Here is a 16,234-nt window from a genome sequence, read left to right as displayed (position 1 = left end):
TCGATCGAATTCAGAGCGCCGCTTCGCTGTCGTTCGCCGGATCCAGCTGATCCTGGGTTGCCGCCCAACTCGCCAAGAGTTTGAGTGCGTCAGCCGTGGGCGTCCCGGGCGCCGCGGTGTAGACCAGCAGTGTCAGCCCGGGATTGGACGGCAGTTCCATCGCCTCGAAGTTCAGCTCCAGGTCTCCGACGACGGGGTGACGAACCTTCTTGAATCCCGTCCGATGAAAGCGCACATTGTGTTTCGCCCACCGGGTGCGGAATACCTCACTGCGAGTGGCAAGTTCACCGATGAGCTCGGTCAGCGCCTTGTCATGGGGATTGCGCCCCGCTTCCGAGCGGAGCATCGCGGCGATGTCGTCTGCCGCGCGCTCCCAATCCACGAAGAAGTCCTGCGATGCCGGGTCCAGGTACACGAACCGGGCGTTGTTCGCCGGCCTACGTGGATCGGCCAACACCGGCGAATACAACGCGCGCGCCATACGATTGGCCGCCAGCATGTCGTGCCTGGCATTACGTACCCACGCCGGCGCGTCGGTGATGGCGTCGAGTATCTGCTGAATCGCCGGGCTCACGCCCTTGGGGGCGGGCCGCTTTCTACTCGGTGCGCCTGCACTGGCGGCCTTCGCGAGGTCGTACAAATGGGCAGTTTCGGCTTCGTCGAGTTGCAGTGCTCGGGAAAGGCTTTCGAGCACCGAGTCCGACGCTCCCGCCAGATTTCCGCGTTCCATGCGCACGTAGTAGTCGATGCTCACACCGGCGAGCAGAGCGACTTCCTCACGGCGCAACCCCTTGACGCGACGGTTCCCGCCGTAGGCCGGCAGCCCTGCCTGCTCGGGTGTGATGCGAGCACGACGGGAGCTGAGGAATTCGCGGATCTCGGCTCGGTTGTCCATGCAGTTCACGTTACTCGAGCGGAGAAGACCGAGGGAGGTACTGCCGTTACCTGGAACAACAGACACTCCCGCGCCCGCGAGGCGCGGCGTTGACTGATTGCAGTCGACCGGTCCACGCCGAAACGTCGACTTCGAAGCACGCGACACCAGAAGCAAGAGGGGACACCATGCGAGCAACCATCATGTACGGCGCCGGAGACGTTCGAGTCGAGACCGTGCCCGATCCGGCACTGCAGCAGCCGACGGACGCGATCGTGCGGGTCGTCAGGGCGTGCGTTTGCGGCTCTGACCTGCACCCTTACCACAACATGCCGGCCACGCCCGGTGGTTCCCCGATGGGCCACGAATTCGTCGGAGTGGTGGAAGAGACCGGTCGCGAGGTGTCCACGTTGAAGAAGGGCGACTTCGTCATCGCCCCCTTCGCCTGGTCCGACGGGACGTGCGACTTCTGCCGCGAAGGCTTGCAGACGTCTTGCCGACACGGTGGATTCTGGGCCGGAAACGGGATCGGAGGCGGTCAGGCAGAGGCCATCCGAGTGCCGTTGGCAGACGGCACCCTGGTCAAGGCGCCGGTCGGTGAGAATTCCGAACTCCTACCGTCACTGCTCACACTCTCCGACGTCTTCGGCACCGGCTATCACGCGGCGGTCAAGGGTGGCGTCAACCAACGCACGACGGTCACGGTCATCGGCGATGGAGCCGTGGGGCTGATGGCAGTGCTCTCCGCCAAACGCCTCGGCGCCGAGCGCATCATCCTCATGGGGCGCCACAAGACCCGCACGGATCTCGGTCTCGAGTTCGGAGCCACCGACGTGGTTGCCGAACGTGGAGACGAGGGCATTGAGAAAGTCCGCGAACTGACCGGAGGCGACGGCACTCATGTCGTCCTCGAAGCGGTAGGTCACATGCCTGCCTATGAGCAGTCGCTCGGAGTTGTCCGACCGGGCGGCATCATCAGCCGAGTCGGAGTACCCCAATACGAAGAAGCTCCAATCGGATTCGGGACACTCTTCGGACCCAACATCACACTCACCGGTGGACCGGCCCCGGTGCGCGCGTACATCGAAGAGCTGATGCCGGATGTGCTCGATGGAAAGATCGAGCCGGGCAAGGTCTTCGACCACACCGTCGGACTCGACGACGTAGCGGAAGGCTACCGAGCCATGGACTCCCGTGAATCGTTGAAGGTCCTCGTCCGCCCGTAGTCCACCACTTGCGAAAGTCCACCACTTGCGAAGAAGAAGCGCGTGACGCACACTGCCAACCGTCCCGTTGCCGGTCGCATCAATTCCACCGCGATCCTGGCGATCATTCTGATCAGCTATTTCATGATCCTGCTCGACAATTCGATCATCTTCACCGGGCTACCCAGCATCCAAAGCAGCATGGGTTACTCGGCAACCGGGTTGTCCTGGGTCCAGGACGCCTACACCCTGGTGTTCGGCGGCCTTCTCCTGCTGGGTGCTCGTCTCGGGGACATCTTCGGCCGTCGTCGCGTATTCGTGGCCGGTCTCGCGATTTTCGCGATTGCGTCGTTTCTCGTCGGGGTCGCGCCGAACGGTTGGTGGCTCATCGCAGCGCGCGCTCTCCAAGGCGTCGGAGCAGCAGTGGTCGCCCCGGCGTCGCTGTCACTGCTGACCGCCAGTTTCCCGCCCGGCCCGGAGCGAACGCGCGCTGTTGCCTGGTACGGCGCTGCTGCGGGAATAGGCGCCAGCCTCGCACTCGTGATCGGCGGCGCCCTTGCCGACTGGGTGTCTTGGCGCGCAGGCTTTTTCATCAACGTTCCGATCGGTATCGCGATGATCGCTCTCGCTCCCCGGTTCATTCCGGAAACCGAGCCCAACTCCGGACGTTTCGATGTGGCCGGCGCTGTTCTCGCCACACTCGGGATGACCGCGCTCGTCTTCGGCACCGTCAACTCGGCCGAAGCGGGGTGGACCTCACCGATCACCGTTGCGACACTGGCGGCCGGGGCGATACTACTGACCTTGCTCTTCCTCAACGAAGCGAGAGCGGAGCAGCCGATCATGCCACTGAGGTTGTTCCGTAGCCGGGAGCGATCCGGGGCGTACGCCGCCCGAATGCTCTATCTGGGTGCCATGATCGGATTCTTCTACTTCACGACTCAGCTACTCCAAGGCGTCATGGGCTTCAGCGCGTTCCAAGCAGGCATCGCCTTCTTCCCGATGACGATCGTCAATTTTGCTGTGGCGATGCTTATTCCGCGACTGACACCGCGATTCGGAAATTCCGCAATTCTGTCGGTTGGCATTGCCGTCACCCTAGCCGGGATGGCGTGGCTCAGTCTGGTCCATCCCGGCAGCACGTACCTCACTGCGATAGCACTTCCGATGATCTTGATCGGCGCCGGACAGGGGTTGGCTTTCGCCCCACTGACTTCTGCTGGCATCTCCGGGGTACAGGCCGAAGATGCCGGTGCCGCATCAGGATTGGTCAACACTGCACATCAACTGGGCAGTGCTCTCGGACTCGGCATCCTCGTCGCAGTCTCCGCGGGCGCCGGATCCTCTGCCGACGACGCTACAACGGCACTCACCGATCACGTATCAACGGCTCTCACCGCAGGCACCGCCCTGCTCGCCGCTTGTCTCGTCATCGTCCTCGCACTGATCGTCCCGGCTACGAGAACGCGAAGTACCGCAAAGCAATTCGACCAGGAGAAAGGAAGCCGAGATGTCGCACTCGTGGACCGAGGCTGAACTGACCAAGATCGGCGACGCCGAGGAGTTGCAGGTCTCCTCGTACCGCCGAGACGGAACCGCAAGGCCGTACGTCACGATTTGGGTTGTCCGTACCGACAACCAACTGTACGTTCGCTCGGCCTACGGAACCGACAACCCGTGGTTCGTCCGAGCAACGGCAAGTGGAACGGGCCGAATCCGAGCAGGAGGAATCGAGCGGGACGTGGCGTTCGAGTCCGCCGCACCGGATGCCCACTCGTCGATCGACTCCGCCTATCACACCAAGTACGACCGCTACGGCCCGCAGATCGTCGGCTCCGTTACCGGCCGCGCCGCCGCACCCAACACCATTCGACTTGTTCCGCTGACGCAGAACTGAACCGCCCCTTTCGATTCCGAGGAGACCTCATGGAAATCTTGAAGCCCCAGCCCACCAGCAAAGCACCCAGCGACTGGTTCACCGGCGACGTCTGGTGGGACGTCATCTACGCCGGCCAGGAGCCGTCGAAGATGCGCGCCAACATGGTTCGCTTTGCACCGTGCGCGCGAACCGACTGGCATTCCCACGCCCTCGGACAGACCCTCCACATCGTCTCCGGGACCGCGCTGGTTCAAGCTCGCGGCGGCGAGATCGTCGAAGTCCACCCGGGTGAGACCGTCTACACCCCAGCGGGAGAGGAACACTGGCACGGCGCGGCACCCGACCGTTTCATGAGCCACCTCGCACTGTGGGAAGGACCCGGCGACGGAGGCACCGAAACTACATGGGGCGACAAAGTCACCGATGAGGAATACGGCGGTCCCCGCGCCAACCATCGCTGAGACCGGACACCTCTCAGATACGTCGCATCACGGAAACAACTTTGCCCAGGATGACCGCGCGATCGCCGTCGATGACGCTGTATGCGGGATTACGAGGCTCGAGGTACACGTGACCGTCGCGACGCCGGAGCACCTTCACCGTGGCCTCGCCGTCGATCATCGCGGCGACGATCTCACCGGAATGAGCTTCGTCCTGGCGGCGCACCACGACGACGTCACCGTCACAGATCGCTGCGTCGACCATCGACTCACCACGCACCCGGAGTCCGAACACCGTGCCGGAGCCGACGAGCTCGCGAGGAAGCGCAAGCACCTCGTCGGCGTGCTCCTCCGCGAGGATCGGCGCGCCGGCCGCGATGTCACCGACGACCGGAACCGTCACGGTGTTCGACGACGACCGTTCCTTCGCGCCTACGAGGAACGGCCGCACGTCCAACTGCCGAGCCATGGCCGCTCCCCTACGGAGGAAGCCCTTCTCTTCGAGACTCTTGAGGTGCTTGGACACCGTCGACGTCGAGCGCAGACCAACCGCGTCTCCGATCTGCCGTGTGCTCGGCGTGCACCCGTTGGCAGCCACGAGATCCCGGATGGTCATCAGAATCTGCTGCTGGCGGAGCGGCAGGGAGGAGGCGTCGAGGCCACCGAACATGTCGAGATCGTCGTAATCGGTCACGACGAGAATCGTAGTGAGGGGTCCCGACATCCAGGCCAGGCAGCCGGAGTCTGCCAGAAACGGCACAGGCAGTTTGTTTCCCGAGCGGCGCATGGCACGCTGAGCTGATGGAGCCTCTCGAACCGATGCGCCCGATCAGTGTTGCAGTCGACACGCGGACCAAGACTCCACTCTGGAAGATGGTGGTGCTCTATCCGGCAGTGACATCGGTGTTCATGTTTGCCGCGCTCACCACCCGAACGGGAATTGGTCTTGTCGTACTCGGACTGGCCATTTTCGTAGTCGGCGCGACCACTTACGCGATGTCGGAGCGACGGATGCTTCGGGAGAACTCCGGGGTTCGAGTTCCATACTTCGCCGGACCTCCTGTCGCCCCGCGGCACGTCGATCTACTCGCGGCAGCAGGGATGCCCCTGCTTACGAGTGGAGCTGTGTTGACCGTCCGAGCGTCCGAAGCAGCGCGCCCCTGGGTCTTCATATCGGTGTTCGTGATAGCGATGGTCCTGGCAATAACTGTCCCGATGGTTGTGCATAACGCGCGGGTCAAGCGGACAGAATCAGCCTGAGCAGTCACGCCATACCGACATCTTGCAGCGTCACGTTCAGCCTTCCCAGACGTCGGACCGACGTCTGGGTGGTGCGACCGGTCCATCCCCCGGTGGAGCCGGCTCAGGCGCTGGCGACCTTGCTATCAGGCACGACAGGAATGTCTACCTTGCTGAACTGCAGCACACCGTCTTCGATCTCGGCGTCGTGCATCAGCTTGCGGTCGCGGTAGTAATTGTTGACCACTTTCCACGCACCGCGGGCACCCTGACGCGGCATCTCTCCGTCGCCGCGCTGGATGTAGCCCGAGGTCAGGGCTCCGCCCATGAGAGATTCTTCGGCGAAGTCCTCAGGTTCGGCGTGAACCTCGAAAGTCGTGTAGTCGCGCTTACGCATGATCTTGAGTACGCGACACAGATAGGACGCGGCCAGGTCTGCCTTGAGCGTCCAGGATGCGTTGGTGTAGCCGAGGATCATCAGGAAGTTCGGGATGTCGGAGTAGAGCACGCTCTTGTAGGCGACCGTCTCGTTGAGCTTGACGGGCTCGCCGTCGATGCTCATGGTCGCCCCGCCCAGGATCTGTACGTTCAAGCCGGTCGCCGTGACGATGACGTCGGCCTCGATTTCGCGGCCCGACTCGGTCACGATGCCCTTCTCGGTGAACGTGGCGATACGGTCGGTGACGATGTCGGCCTTGCCGCTCTTGAGCACCTTGAACAGGTCCCCGTTGGGAACCACGCACAGGCGCTGATCCCACGGGTTGTAGTTGGGGGTGAAGTGACGCAGGTCCACGTTCTTGCCGAGTTGCAAGCGGATCTGGGTGAGGAACAGCTTCTTCGCCAGCTTCGGATTGGTACGTGAGAGCTGAAAGCTGGCGCGTTGCAGTGCGATATTGCGGGCTCGACCGATCTTGTAAGCGATCTGGTCGGGAACGCGTGCAAGTTTGAGACCCTTGGCAACAGGGTCCTCGGACGGAAGCGCCTGGATCCACGTGGGCGAGCGCTGCAGCATGGTGACGTGACCGGCAGTGGGGGCCATCGACGGGATCAGGGTGATCGCGGTGGCACCGGAACCGATGACCACTACCTTCTTTCCGGTGTAATCGAGATCCTCCGGCCAGTGCTGCGGGTGCACGATCTGACCACGGAAGTCGTCCTCACCGGGGAAGGCGGGGCGGTATCCCTTGTCGTAGTTGTAGTAACCACAGGCGCCGACGAGGACGTTCGCGGTCCACGTCTCGGTCTCCCCCGTCGCCTCGACCAGGACGGTCACGGACCACTGAGCAGTCGCGCGATCGAAGTCCATTGCCACGACCTTGCGGCCGAAGTTGATGTGGTCGGTGACGCCGTATTCCTTGGCGGTTTCCTCGACGTAGTCACGGATACTGGCGCCGTCTGCGAGCACTTTGGTTCCGATCCACGGACGGAAACCGAATCCGAAGGTGAGCATGTCGGAATCCGATCGGATGCCGGGATACTTGAACAGGTCCCAGGTGCCACCGATGTTCTCGCGGCGTTCGAGGATCGCGTAAGTACTTCCGGTCTGCTCACGAATGAGGTGGCAAGCCGCGCCGATTCCGGACAAGCCAGCGCCGATGATCAGTACGTCGACATGCTGTGTCATGAGGAAACTCGTTTCGTCGGTCGTCGCGAAGCTACTTCTGGCGTCGGCAGTGACCGAGAACGATCGGCCGGCTCAGGCCGGGTTCCCTAAGGTCAGCGCCAATGAACAGGGTATGTGCAACTGACGGTAACAGTCAATATCTCGACCCGGCCGCGTACGGAACATTGAGGCGCGACGCACCGGCCTCGCGGAAACTCGATCGAGACGCCTGAATGCCTCGAGCCATTGGGGAGTCGTTCACGTCGTCGACGGAACGCCTAATGGCTCGTCTACGCGGGATACTCATCGCCCAAATATTCAGCGCCCCAGCATAATTCGAAGGTCCACGATCAGGTGTCGAACGCGCGAGTTTCCATGGGAGGACGGGCAACTGCGATATCGCCGTAACCTTCGTGCGCATCAGCGGAAAGGTCACTGCGATAGCTAACCTGCTGACGAAACCACGCTGAAAGCAACGGTTTTGGTTCCGCAGCGAAGAGAGCGGGCGGAGTGGACCTCCACCGGAGATGTAGTCGCTATGACACTCTCCAGCACAGTCACCCTGTACACCACTCATAGCGATCGAGAGTTCGCCAATGCAATCGCTGCCGGAATCAGCGCCAGGGCTTATTCCGAGCCACAAACCGCAGACATGAGCCTGTTAAGGCATCACACCAGCGATCACGGTAGAGCGCTCGTTCTCCTACCACTCGGGGGCGTCGATTGGCAGGTGAAGGAGCTCTCCGCGCTCGAGGGATCGGTCCTGGTCGGCGATCTCAGTAGCGGCAACTCCATGATTCGGGGGCTCGCAGCGGGCGCCCACGCCGTGCTCAACTCTCAACTGCCATTCGCATCCCTGCTCGATGAACTGCAGGCCGCGATCATCCCCAACTCCGCTCGGTCTGCACACGACAAGTCCTCGCTCGTACAACGCATCCGGTTGCGCACCGAAGAATTCGCACGAATCAGCAGTCTCACCGATCGCGAGTTCGAGATCGTGGGCCTTCTCTACGGAGGCTCGAATGTCGACTCGATTGCTCGAACCGCCCACATCGCACCGACCACGGTTCGCGCCCACATCCGAAGCATCCTGCAAAAACTGGGGGTGCATTCCCAGCTGGAGGCATGCGCGATGCTCCGCCGCTCTGGTCACGACGCACGCAGACACCCACTGGAACTTCGGATCGGACGCTTCTAGCAGGAAGTGCCCCAGACACACTCGCCGAGATGGGGTGCCGCCCCTGATCGAACTCGACCTTCGAAAAGATCGTCAATTTTGACGATTCGATGACGCGCCCGGACGTCGAATATTAGGTCCTACACGACACCGAAGACACGAGTGAACATCGAAAGGTGCATTCAATCAATGGAATACACACGCACAGTGCCGCGGCATCTCGTCCACAGACATGCTGTTGCCGAGGTTTTCTTGACGGACTACCGGATCGAATCGGACTCGGCGTACCAGGTTGCTGTGCAACTCCCGGTCTCGCACCGGATATTCGACGTATCGAGCGAGCAACACGATCCGCTCGGGGTGGCAGAAGCATTTCGACAGGCAGTGGTGCTTCTGTGCCACACCCGATACGAGATTCCACTGCACTACAAGTTCCTCATGGAAACGTTCAGCTTCGAGATGCTGGACGCGCTCGACGTGCAATCAGTCGCGGAGCCGTTGAGTTTCTCGATGACAGTGGACAACCTCACTCATCGCGACGGAGCGGTTTCGGGGGTCGAAGTATCGGGGATCCTCAGCGAGGGCAACCGGCACGTCGCCAGATGCAACGCTGTTGCGCGAGGAGTCAGCCCCGAGGGATACCGTCGAATTCGGCAAGGACGAGAAGACCACCGCCCGAGCCGACGCATCCTTCCTTCCGGAGCCGCGGTGGTCGGATCGGAGCGAGTCGGACGCCTAACCGATGGAGATGTGCTCATCAGCACTGATCCTGCTCGGCACGCGATGTTCTGCGCTCCCGATCCGCGCAACCACTCCCTTTTCGACCACCCCGTCGACCACATCCCAGGAATGATACTTTTCGAGGCCGCCCGACAAGCGCTCCGATTTCACATCGGCAACCCAGCAACAAAGATCGCCTCACTCTCGGCGGTCTTTCCGAGGTTCACTGAATGGGAAACGCCGTGCGAGGTGTCAACGATCCCCCTTGACGCGTCGGGCCATGTGCACCGAGTTCGGTTCACTCAAGAACTGGAAACCACCGCGGAACTCGAAATTACAGTTGCGGACCAATCATGAGAGGGAACGAACACGTTCTTCTCGTCGCGTCTACCACGTCAAGCGCTCGGTGCTTCCCACTCTCTCGGTGCAAGCGCCGCCAGTTGCATGACGTGCGCCAACTTGTCCTCGCGGACGATCGTTGGCAGCACCAGGTTCCACATCTGACTCAACCGCTCGTACAGATCGGTTCTGCCCGTCAGCATTTCCGAGAGAATCTGCACTCCGGTGAACGACCCCACCACAAATCGAGCCAACGCGTCTATATCGGTGCCCGGGACGATATCGCCGGCTTCGGCCGCTTGGGTTGCCACCTGCTTGATAGCCTCGATCCAATCGAGGTACGGCTGTTCGATGGGGCCTTGAATACTGCCGATCTCCATCGTCAACCGCATGCCACCTCGCGCGATGGGCTCGGTCACAAGCTGCCGAGCCATCTCCTGCGAAACGAGCACCAGGGTTTCGACCGCGATGTCGGAGTGCGCAGCAACCCGCCGGGTACCCTCCATCGCCATACCGTGCTGCGCTGCGATGACCGCGTGCGCAAGCTCCTCCTTGGACGCGAAATGAAAATACATCGCCCCCTTCGACACACCCCCGTGCTGCAAGATCGTGCCCAAACTGGCGGAGTACCCGAACTTCTCGAAGCTCTTCGCAGCACCCAAAATGACGGCCTGGCGCGTCAGGACAGCACGCTCCTGCATGATCTACCCAGCTCTCGTTGCCGACGGAATGAATCTCAACGATACGTCGAAAGAGCCCGCAGCAACGCTCTCGACACGGACACACCGTGACGACTCTGGTACTCGGGGCCACTGGTTTCATCGGCTCGGCAGTGATGAAACAGCTGGTTTCCCGCCACGGAAACGCTGCAATCGGTTTCGTTCGCACGGCCACCGCAGCCAAACAGTTCGGCCGTGAAGGAATCGCCACCGTGATCGGCGACATCAACGAAAGTGCTTCTCTACGAGTTGCAATGAGTCAGGCGTCGACCGTCATCTGTTGCGTGTCGTACGTGGGCGACGACGAACAACGGTGCGTTCACGTCAACCAACACGGCGTACAGAACGTTGCGTCGATGGCCGCCACCGTCGGCGTCGAACGCTTGCTCTACGTCAGTACCGCGGCCGTGTACGGGCCGGGACCGTTTCGAGACTTGCCGGTCAACGGCGCACCTCTCAGCCCCTTCTCACCTGCCAGTCGCACGCGCGCTCTCGCCGAGAAGTTCGTGCGCGACGCCGGAGGCCTGGTCGTCCGGCCGCATCTCGTGTACGGACCCGGCGACAGATGGTTTCTTCCGACACTGACGCGAATTGTCTCTCGCCTCGACTCGATCATCGACGGCGGTAGCGCTGTCCTGTCGGTAGTCGACGTAGACCTACTCGCCCGATCCATCTACGAGTTGTCGATAGAACAGCAATTTCGCTACGGCTCAACACTTCACGTCAACGAGCCTGTCCCGCGGACAGTCATCGACCTTCTCGAGCAACATGCGCGGGAGACCAACTGGACTCTGCCCCAGAACTCTATCCCCCGCGCCGACGCGGTGAAAGCTGCTGCCCAGCTGAGTCTCGACATGCACCAGATCGACATGATCAGCCTCGATCACTGGTTCCGGTCGAGACTGTACTGATGGCACACGGATCACTCTCGCCAAAACACCTGTCTCCCAACCTTTTCAGCCCTCTCCATTGTTCAGCCTCAGCAATCAATACGACCTATTTCGCAGTCACTACAGGCAAACAGAGAGCTCTGATCGACGAAAACCACGGCTACACAAAGACGGCAGTGATCGCGCACACCAAAGAAGCGGCGTTCACGCGACTGGCAGCAGCCTGGGGCTCCCTTCCGTCCGCCTTCGCCGCCGAATGCAGTGTGTGGCGATCATGTCGTGCGCGACGGGACCGTCGGGATTTCCGACATCAAAGGAGAAAGTTCTCCGTCTCAACGACCTCGGCTACCGTCATCTGAACCAGAAAACGGGAGAACAGATGCTCACTGCGGATATTTTGCTGTCGGGCCCGCGCGGACGCCGGATGCTGCTCGCGTATGCGATCGACGCCGAACGCGCCCTGCGTCCCGAGCCAGGCGACGACATGTTCCGCATCAACGCTCACCGGGCGGCGTATCACCTCGACATCGGACAAGGAACCTCCCAAGTGTTGTTCGGCCCGGGCGCCGAAGAGGCCCGGCAGACCATAGTCACCGCGGAGGGCGTGGCGCGCAGCCTCACGGAAATATCGCTCCCCGACGTCACCGCCGTCGATCTACGCTCCGCCCTCGCAGAAGCGGTCGATGCGGCGCGTTACTGGCAGGATCCCGACGGAGAAGACGTCCTCGTCGCCACCGAAGTTATGCGAGATGAGCTTCGACGCGTCGCCGAGCACATCGCCGGCTCCGAATGCGCGCGGTGGTGGTCAACCTCGCTCGCCTCATCCGACCAATGGTCGATTCTGAGCAGAGGTGAGGAATCTCCGGACACAGACGAAGTGCCTGCTGCGCAACAACTCCTCAGCGAGTGGCGCACGAGCACCCTGGAATCGGAAGCGAGAGCTGAACGTGACCGCCCGGTGGACCCCGCGGCGAACTGGTCAGGTTATTGGTGGTCGAATCCACCCACTCAGGGTTCGACGAGGGCGCTGTTCGACGGGACTCCGGCGGGCTTGTGGTTCGTCGAAGACAGCATGGGATGGGAACGGGTCGTCGTCCGAGCATTGCGGCCACCGACTGGCGCACGCATCTACGAGATCGACAGCGCGCAAGCCTGGTCGGAGCTGTGCAGACGGTTCCCGCTCGAGGTCACCGCAGAAACGCGGCAGGTTTGGTATCGGACTACCGGCCGATCAGGCAGGTGGGTCATCCCCGACTGGGTGCAGGTCGCGGAAAGATTTGAGGGAGTGCACCTTACCGTGACGGGATACCTCGCGGCAGCAGGAACCGCGATCGAGGTCGATACCGAGACGGCGAGCGTCATCGCGGGCTGGGCACCCGACGAAACATACTGGTTCACCGATGCTGCCACCTACATTTCCGAGCCGTGTGCTTGGGTGCTGCACGACGGCCCGGAAGTGACCGACCAGCCCGCATGGACGCTGGAATCGCAGCAATGACCCGCACGTGAGGGTCTGCTAGGCATGAGGTTCCGTGAGGAATCGATCGCAGTTGCCCTTCGAGTCGAGTCAACTGCCCCGTGCGCGGTCGGCAGGAGCACTCACGTGCACGCAGACATGCGGAAGGGCGGTACCCCGCCCAGGCCGATCCGAACCCGAGTGCCCTAGATCACAAAGGTAAACCTATCCACAAATCGCCAAATGTCCTACATTTGACTCATGCCGGATTCCCGTATCGCACCCACCGCACGCAACATCCCACTTTCAGTGCAGATCGCGGAACAACTGCGGTCCCAGATCACTTCTGGCAACTGGGAATTAGGGGAGAAGATCCCCGGCGAGCATCAACTTGTCGAAATGACCGGCGCGAGCCGCAATACGGTCCGGGAGGCCATTCGCGGCCTCGTCCATGCCGGCCTCCTCGAAGCACGCCCGGGAGACGGAACCTACGTCTGCGCGAGCTCAGAACTCGAAATTGCACTTCAAAGACGTGCAGCGGCGGAGAACGTGCTCGAAATCTTCGAAGCCCGTGAAGCTTTGGAGCTCTACGCCGCCCGACTCGCAGCCGAACGAGCCCTGCCCGAAGACATCGACCGAATGACTCGGGCTTTGGATGGCCGAGACGCTGAGCCCGACGTCGCCAAATCCGTCGAGTACGACCTCGACTTCCACCTGGAGATGTTCGCAGCGAGCGGGAACCAACTGATCACGGACATCTACCGCAGTCTCGATCGCTCTGACACCATGAGCATCCCACAAGGTAAGTCCGACAAGGAGACTCGACAGCTGTTCATCGGACCTTGGACCGACGACGACCCACACCGGCAGCTGCTTGCGGCCATCCGTGACCGCGATCCGGACGGCGCAGCCGCCGCAGTGGTCCGACTGATGGACCACAGCCGATCCCTCTTTCTGCAAAACATGCCGAAGTAGCTGACACACAAGAGGTTCAGCGCACAGACAATCTCAGAAGGGCACACCTATGGCTAACGTCATCTCCGACACCGAAAACGTGGCGTCTGCCCCGAGCGCGATACCGATAATGCGCCGAGGACTCGTTATCGCTGGCATTCTTCTCATCGCAGCCAATCTTCGAGCCTCAATCACAGTCGTCGGCCCGCTACTCGGTGAGGTACGCACCGATCTCGATATCTCGTCGACAACAGCATCAGCGCTGATCAGCCTTCCACTGCTGTGCTTCGCAGTGTTCTCCCCCGTTGCCCCGGTCATCGCAGCTCGATGGGGAATGGAACGGACACTCGCAGCAGCACTCGGCATGCTCGCCTTAGCGATCGTGATCCGCTCTGTTCCGTGGATGCCTGCGCTGTGGATCGGTACCGTATCGCTCGGCATGTCCATCGCAACAATGAACGTTCTACTGCCGGCGCTCCTCAAACGAGACTTCCCGACCGAAGCCGGCCGTTTGACCGGCATCTTCTCGGCGGTCTCTGCAGCCGTCGCCGCAACCGCATCCGGACTTGCCGTGCCGATCGCCGGTCTCACCGATCACGGTTGGCGGATCGCATTCGGAATCTGGGCTGCTATGGCTCTCATAGGATTTGGGGTGTTCCTTCCCCAACTTCGCCGACGCACGCTTCCGAAACACGATCATGCTGCGGCTTTGGATTCCCATCCAGGCGGCCATCGCTCCCCCTGGCGCTCAGCACTCGGGTGGCAGATCACAATATTCATGGGCGTCCAATCTCTCTTCTTCTACACCGTTCTGACATGGTGGCCCACCATTGAAGAATCACACGGCACTACCGCGGCTACCGCCGGACTGCATCAAGGCATCATGCAAATATTCTCGATCGTCGGCAGCCTCCTCACAGCAGTGCTCCTGCACAAACTGCCCAAGGATCAGAGAGGAGCCGTCCTCGGGCTGGTGTCGGTCGCCGCAGTGGCAGTTCTCGGCCAACTCCTCCTCCCCTCCTGGGCCCTGCTGTGGAATGCATTCCTCGGCATCGGCATCGGCGGATCGATTGTCATTGCCTTGTCCTTCTTCGCAATACGCACTGTCAATCACGGTCAAGCAGCGGCACTCTCGGGTATGGCACAGTCCGTCGGATACCTTCTGGCCGCCACCGGTCCTCTCGTTTTCGGTGCACTGCACGACGCCGTCGATTCCTGGACGACTCCGCTGATCGCGTTGCTGGTGCTGCTGGCCGTGCAACTCGTCTTCGGCTCCCTCGCCGGCCGCAACAAGACACTGGGATAAGCGAACCACGGTCGCCTCGAATCCACCCACCAACCTCCCCAGACCCGTGCCGCGACCCGAACTGTCGTCGACGTGCTGAGGTCCGAGGATGTCGACGAGACAGCGGGGCGCTCAACGGCCTACCGAATTGCACCCGGCCCATCCCCGACTGGTGGATCGGAGCCGGAAGTCGATAATGAGGGCATGAACGAGACACAACCCCACAACCTCGAACGAGAGCGCTGGCGCACGCTGCCAACTCCACCGTCGACCGAGTTGATCGAGATGGTCGGGGACGGACCTTCGAGCGCAGACTTCGACCTTGCTGCACCAGTGGCACAGCAGGGGTGAGACAGTCACGACATTCCGGTATCCCGCAGGGTGATGTTCAGCCGCCCGGACGGCAGACCTATGTCGGGACTTGCACTTCCCGCAATAACTTTCGGCACTCCGTGATATGCGAACCGAGACTCTCCACCGAAGACGAAGAGATCACCCGAATGGAGTTCGACGTCGGTGTACGGCTTGTTCCGGTTCTCGGAATTCCCGAATCGAAAGACACAACTCTGCCCGACACTCAGTGAGACGACGGGAGCGTCGCAGCGCTCGTCCTTGTCCTGGTGCATTCCCATCCGAGCGCCCTCGTCGTAGAAATTGATCAGCGCGGTGTCCGGCGTGTACCGCTCCCCCGCAGTCGGATCATCATAGGCAGCGGCAACTGCGGCCCGGCCGAGATCGACGAGCCAGTCAGGCACCGCTGCGACAGGCGCACCGTTCACGTCGTCGGCGATGCGCGTGTACTTGTACGGCTGCCAATGCCAACCGAGACAGACTGTTTGCACCGACATCTTGTGCCCACCAGGGACAACAGCGGAGCGCATCGGTACGGGTGCGGTCGCCCACCGTCGGCACTCGGCCACCAAGAAGCGTTGCTGTTCGACGCTGAGCCAATCCGGAACGAGGATCGCCCCCGGCGCCACTTCCAATCGTGGCCGAGGAATCAGAGCGTTCATGGTTTCCACGCTAATCGGTTTCGAAGCATTGACACCCTCGGCATGGGCTCGTATCGTAATCAACAGGTTGGTTGATAAAGGAGATGGTTGACAAGTGATCGTGGATCCAGGGGCAGACGAGCGTCTCGACAAAGCGTTCATGGCGCTTGCCGACCCGGTACGACGGCGGATCATCGCCCGCCTGAGCACCGGCCCCCAAACGGTCAACGAGTTGGCCGAGCCGTTCGAGATCACGAAACAGGCCATCTCCAAACATATTCAGGTACTCGAAGCCGCGGGTTTGGTCACTCGCAGCCGCGAAGCCCAGAGGCGGCCGGTACATCTCAACGCCGCAACTCTCGAGGCTTTGACCGCCTGGATCGACCGCTATCGACTGATCCACGAACAACAGTTCCGCAAGCTCGATCACCTACTCAGCACCACACAGAAGGAGACTTAGCC

Annotated in this window: 18 protein-coding genes; 13 read left to right on the top strand and 5 right to left on the bottom strand. The window is 61.6% G+C overall.

The window, feature by feature from the left end; translation table 11 throughout:
- Window positions 1-10: 10 nt before the first annotated feature.
- Complete coding sequence (locus ACN50D_RS05730; protein WP_007729733.1) at window positions 11-895, bottom strand: helix-turn-helix transcriptional regulator; 885 nt, start codon at window positions 893-895, stop codon at window positions 11-13.
- A gap of 167 nt (window positions 896-1,062) precedes the next feature.
- On the opposite strand from ACN50D_RS05730, the gene ACN50D_RS05725 reads away from it, so the two are divergent.
- The 4 genes from ACN50D_RS05725 to ACN50D_RS05710 are packed head-to-tail and all read left to right on the top strand — an operon-like array spanning window position 1,063 to window position 4,419.
- Window positions 1,063-2,100, top strand: coding sequence for a zinc-dependent alcohol dehydrogenase family protein (locus tag ACN50D_RS05725; RefSeq protein WP_211921035.1), 1,038 nt, complete (start codon window positions 1,063-1,065; stop codon window positions 2,098-2,100).
- Window positions 2,101-2,142: 42 nt separating this feature from the next.
- Window positions 2,143-3,615 carry an MFS transporter gene (locus ACN50D_RS05720; RefSeq protein WP_211921037.1) on the top strand — a complete coding sequence of 491 codons (1,473 nt, stop codon included), beginning with the start codon at window positions 2,143-2,145 and terminating at the stop codon, window positions 3,613-3,615.
- A complete protein-coding gene (locus ACN50D_RS05715) occupies window positions 3,590-3,976 on the top strand; it encodes a DUF2255 family protein (protein WP_007729735.1) in 387 nt (128 codons plus the stop codon). Before ACN50D_RS05720 ends, ACN50D_RS05715 begins: the two co-directional genes overlap by 26 nt.
- A gap of 29 nt (window positions 3,977-4,005) precedes the next feature.
- On the top strand, window positions 4,006-4,419 hold the full coding sequence (locus tag ACN50D_RS05710; RefSeq protein WP_211921039.1) for a cupin domain-containing protein: 414 nt from the start codon (window positions 4,006-4,008) through the stop codon (window positions 4,417-4,419).
- Window positions 4,420-4,432: 13 nt separating this feature from the next.
- Here the strand turns inward: ACN50D_RS05710 and lexA are convergent, their stop codons facing one another.
- Window positions 4,433-5,122 carry a transcriptional repressor LexA gene (gene lexA / locus ACN50D_RS05705; RefSeq protein ID WP_211921094.1) on the bottom strand — a complete coding sequence of 230 codons (690 nt, stop codon included), beginning with the start codon at window positions 5,120-5,122 and terminating at the stop codon, window positions 4,433-4,435.
- Between the two features lie 77 nt (window positions 5,123-5,199).
- Between lexA and ACN50D_RS05700 the strand changes: the two genes are divergently transcribed.
- Complete coding sequence (locus tag ACN50D_RS05700; protein WP_081558512.1) at window positions 5,200-5,658, top strand: hypothetical protein; 459 nt, start codon at window positions 5,200-5,202, stop codon at window positions 5,656-5,658.
- A 103-nt stretch (window positions 5,659-5,761) separates the two neighbouring features.
- On the opposite strand, the gene ACN50D_RS05695 is transcribed toward ACN50D_RS05700, so the two are convergent.
- The gene (locus tag ACN50D_RS05695) at window positions 5,762-7,261 is read right to left on the bottom strand and encodes a flavin-containing monooxygenase (RefSeq protein WP_063315606.1); all 1,500 of its coding nucleotides are present in this window, start codon (window positions 7,259-7,261) and stop codon (window positions 5,762-5,764) included.
- 517 nt (window positions 7,262-7,778) lie between these two features.
- On the opposite strand from ACN50D_RS05695, the gene ACN50D_RS05690 reads away from it, so the two are divergent.
- On the top strand, window positions 7,779-8,438 hold the full coding sequence (locus ACN50D_RS05690) for a LuxR C-terminal-related transcriptional regulator (protein WP_211921041.1): 660 nt from the start codon (window positions 7,779-7,781) through the stop codon (window positions 8,436-8,438).
- 168 nt (window positions 8,439-8,606) lie between these two features.
- Window positions 8,607-9,494 carry a ScbA/BarX family gamma-butyrolactone biosynthesis protein gene (locus ACN50D_RS05685; RefSeq protein WP_021331802.1) on the top strand — a complete coding sequence of 296 codons (888 nt, stop codon included), beginning with the start codon at window positions 8,607-8,609 and terminating at the stop codon, window positions 9,492-9,494.
- Between the two features lie 38 nt (window positions 9,495-9,532).
- On the opposite strand, the gene ACN50D_RS05680 is transcribed toward ACN50D_RS05685, so the two are convergent.
- Window positions 9,533-10,177 (bottom strand): ScbR family autoregulator-binding transcription factor, encoded by a 645-nt coding sequence (locus ACN50D_RS05680; protein ID WP_003940238.1) that lies wholly within the window; start codon window positions 10,175-10,177, stop codon window positions 9,533-9,535.
- An 86-nt stretch (window positions 10,178-10,263) separates the two neighbouring features.
- On the opposite strand from ACN50D_RS05680, the gene ACN50D_RS05675 reads away from it, so the two are divergent.
- The 5 genes from ACN50D_RS05675 to ACN50D_RS05655 all read left to right on the top strand — a co-directional run bounded on the left by ACN50D_RS05675 (window position 10,264) and on the right by ACN50D_RS05655 (window position 15,131).
- Window positions 10,264-11,106, top strand: coding sequence for an NAD-dependent epimerase/dehydratase family protein (locus ACN50D_RS05675; protein ID WP_065351496.1), 843 nt, complete (start codon window positions 10,264-10,266; stop codon window positions 11,104-11,106).
- Between the two features lie 358 nt (window positions 11,107-11,464).
- A complete protein-coding gene (locus tag ACN50D_RS05670; RefSeq protein ID WP_050656070.1) occupies window positions 11,465-12,583 on the top strand; it encodes a hypothetical protein in 1,119 nt (372 codons plus the stop codon).
- Window positions 12,584-12,802: 219 nt separating this feature from the next.
- Complete coding sequence (locus ACN50D_RS05665) at window positions 12,803-13,516, top strand: FadR/GntR family transcriptional regulator (RefSeq protein WP_003940486.1); 714 nt, start codon at window positions 12,803-12,805, stop codon at window positions 13,514-13,516.
- 49 nt (window positions 13,517-13,565) lie between these two features.
- Window positions 13,566-14,801, top strand: coding sequence for a CynX/NimT family MFS transporter (locus tag ACN50D_RS05660; RefSeq protein ID WP_050656055.1), 1,236 nt, complete (start codon window positions 13,566-13,568; stop codon window positions 14,799-14,801).
- 183 nt (window positions 14,802-14,984) lie between these two features.
- Window positions 14,985-15,131: a hypothetical protein gene (locus ACN50D_RS05655; protein WP_211921043.1), complete on the top strand. Its 147-nt coding sequence runs from the start codon at window positions 14,985-14,987 to the stop codon at window positions 15,129-15,131.
- 5 nt (window positions 15,132-15,136) lie between these two features.
- On the opposite strand, the gene ACN50D_RS05650 is transcribed toward ACN50D_RS05655, so the two are convergent.
- Complete coding sequence (locus ACN50D_RS05650) at window positions 15,137-15,793, bottom strand: alpha-ketoglutarate-dependent dioxygenase AlkB family protein (RefSeq protein ID WP_030536476.1); 657 nt, start codon at window positions 15,791-15,793, stop codon at window positions 15,137-15,139.
- A 94-nt stretch (window positions 15,794-15,887) separates the two neighbouring features.
- On the opposite strand from ACN50D_RS05650, the gene ACN50D_RS05645 reads away from it, so the two are divergent.
- Window positions 15,888-16,232: an ArsR/SmtB family transcription factor gene (locus tag ACN50D_RS05645; RefSeq protein WP_003939956.1), complete on the top strand. Its 345-nt coding sequence runs from the start codon at window positions 15,888-15,890 to the stop codon at window positions 16,230-16,232.
- Window positions 16,233-16,234: the final 2 nt, after the last annotated feature.

This window comes from Rhodococcus sp. SB1D (genome assembly GCF_048573875.1).
Taxonomy (GTDB): domain Bacteria; phylum Actinomycetota; class Actinomycetes; order Mycobacteriales; family Mycobacteriaceae; genus Rhodococcus_F; species Rhodococcus_F qingshengii.
Note: the sequence above shows the minus strand (reverse complement) of the source record. Positions and strands in the feature narration are given on the sequence as shown.